The organism is Mycobacterium persicum (assembly GCF_002086675.1).
GTDB lineage: Bacteria > Actinomycetota > Actinomycetes > Mycobacteriales > Mycobacteriaceae > Mycobacterium > Mycobacterium persicum.
The window spans coordinates 1-302 of sequence record NZ_MVIF01000334.1 but is presented as its reverse complement, the minus strand read 5'-3'; the positions used below and the strand labels follow the sequence as shown (position 1 = coordinate 302).

Below are 302 nucleotides of genomic sequence, written 5' to 3'. Positions count from 1 at the left end.
GGGCGGTTGGTCCGGCTCGTTCTTGTGCGGCGTGGGCGGCGGGATCTCGGGGTGCGTGATCTGTGGCGTGGGCGGTGGTAACTCGGGGTCCTACAACGGTGGCGCTGGCAGTTCGGGCAATTCCGGCAAAAACAACGGCGGCTTCGCCAACGGCGGCAACTCGGGTGAAAACAACAGCAGCCCCGGCGGCGGTAACTCCGGTTTCAGCAATAACGTTGCCGGCGGTGGGAATTCAGGTTCCTCCAACGGCGGTGCCGGCGGCGGCAATTCCGGTGACCACAACGGTACGGCCGGTGGTGGCA

General features: G+C 65.9%; 1 pseudogene. It reads left to right on the top strand.

The window, feature by feature from the left end:
* Positions 1–302 (top strand): annotated as a pseudogene (locus tag BST40_RS30570) (hypothetical protein); the annotation flags it as partial.